The organism is Actinoplanes sp. NPDC051633, assembly GCF_040681735.1.
GTDB lineage: Bacteria > Actinomycetota > Actinomycetes > Mycobacteriales > Micromonosporaceae > Actinoplanes.
Window position 1 is genome coordinate 1 of the sequence record NZ_JBFAZH010001505.1, and the last position, 1,579, is coordinate 1,579.

The window sequence follows — 1,579 nt, forward strand, 5'->3', positions numbered from 1 at the left end:
ACCGGTTCGCCGGCGCGCTGCGCCCCCTGCTCGACGCGGCGCAGACGATGCCGTCGTTCGTCTACCTGCTGCCCGCGGTGGCGTTCTTCGGCGCGAGCCGGTTCACCGCGATCGTGGCGGCGGTCATCTACGCGGTCCCGCCGGTCGTCCGGCTGGTCGAGCGCGGCCTGCGCGACGTGCCGGCGACCGTCGTCGAGGCCGCCCGGTCAGCCGGGTCGACGCCGCAGCAGCTGCTCTGGAAGGTGCAGCTGCCGATGGCCCGCGGCGGCCTGATGCTGGCGACCAATCAGGGCATCGTGATGGTGCTCGCGATGGTCGTCGTCGGCGGCCTGGTCGGGGCGGGCGCCCTGGGTTACGACGTGGTCGCCGGCTTCGCCCAGCGGGAGGACTTCGGCAAGGGCCTGGCGGCGGGCTTCGCGATCGTCCTGCTGGGCATCGCGCTGGACCGCCTCACGCACGGTTTCTCGCAACGGAAGGAAGTTCGGCCATGAAGACACGCATCCTGCTGGGCGCGGCGACCGCGGTCAGCCTTGCCGTCGCCGGTTGTGGCGGCGCGTCGTCGACCGCCGGTAACGACAAGCCCGCGGCCGGCAGCAAGGGCACGGTCAAGATCGCGATCAACCCGTGGGTCGGGTACGAAGCCAACGCCGCGGTCATCGCCCACGTCCTGCAGAAGGAACTGGGCTACACCGTGGAGAAGAAGACGCTGAAGGAAGAGGTCTCCTGGCAGGGCTTCGAGTCCGGTGAGGTCGACGTGATCGTGGAGAACTGGGGCCACGAGGACCTGAAGAAAACCTACATCCAGGACAAGAAGGTCGCCGTCGAGGTCGGCCCGACCGGTAACAAGGGCTACATCGGCTGGTACGTGCCGCAGTGGATGGTCGACAAGTACCCCGACATCACCGACTACCGCAACCTCAACAAGTACGCCGGCCTGTTCAAGACCAGCGAGTCCGGCGGCAAGGGCCAGTTCCTGGCCGGGGACCCGTCGTTCGTCACCAACGACGCCGCCCTGGTGGCCAACCTGAAGCTGAACTACAAGGTGGTCTACTCCGGCAGCGAGGCCGCCATCATCAAGGCCGCCCAGCAGGCCACCGCGCAGAAGAAGCCGCTGTTGTTCTACTTCTACGAGCCGCAGTGGCTGTTCTCCAAGGAGAAGTACGTCCGGGTGAAACTGCCGCCCTACACCCCGGGCTGCGACGCCGACGCCAAGAAGGTCGCCTGTGACTACCCCGACTACCAGCTCGACAAGATCGCCAGTAAGAAGTTCGCCGACACCGGCGGCGACGCGTACGCCCTGATCCAGAAGTTCAGCTGGACCAACGACGACCAGAACATCGTCTCGGACTACATCACCAACCAGGGCCTGACCCCCGAGAAAGCCGCCGAGAAATGGGCCGGCGACCACGAAGCCACCTGGAAAGCCTGGCTGCCGTGAGGATCGTCGTGGTCGGGGCGGGCATCGGCGGGGGCGGGCGGCCCGCCGAGTTGAGCAAGCGCGGCTGGGACGACGTGACCGGGAACTCTCAGGGGGCGCGGAGATCAACCAGCCGCTCCAGCTCGCACCCGCCCCGCCGGG

Annotated in this window: 2 protein-coding genes; both read left to right on the forward strand. The window is 67.8% G+C overall.

Features of this window, described 5'->3' with window-relative positions; all coding sequences use genetic code 11:
- A partial coding sequence (locus tag AB0M20_RS42560) for an ABC transporter permease subunit (protein ID WP_364307098.1) occupies positions 1-491 on the forward strand: 491 nt, incomplete at its 5' end.
- On the forward strand, positions 488-1,438 hold the full coding sequence (locus AB0M20_RS42565; RefSeq protein WP_364307100.1) for an ABC transporter substrate-binding protein: 951 nt from the start codon (positions 488-490) through the stop codon (positions 1,436-1,438). The genes AB0M20_RS42560 and AB0M20_RS42565, both read left to right, overlap by 4 nt.
- The last annotated feature ends 141 nt before the right edge of the window (positions 1,439-1,579 follow it).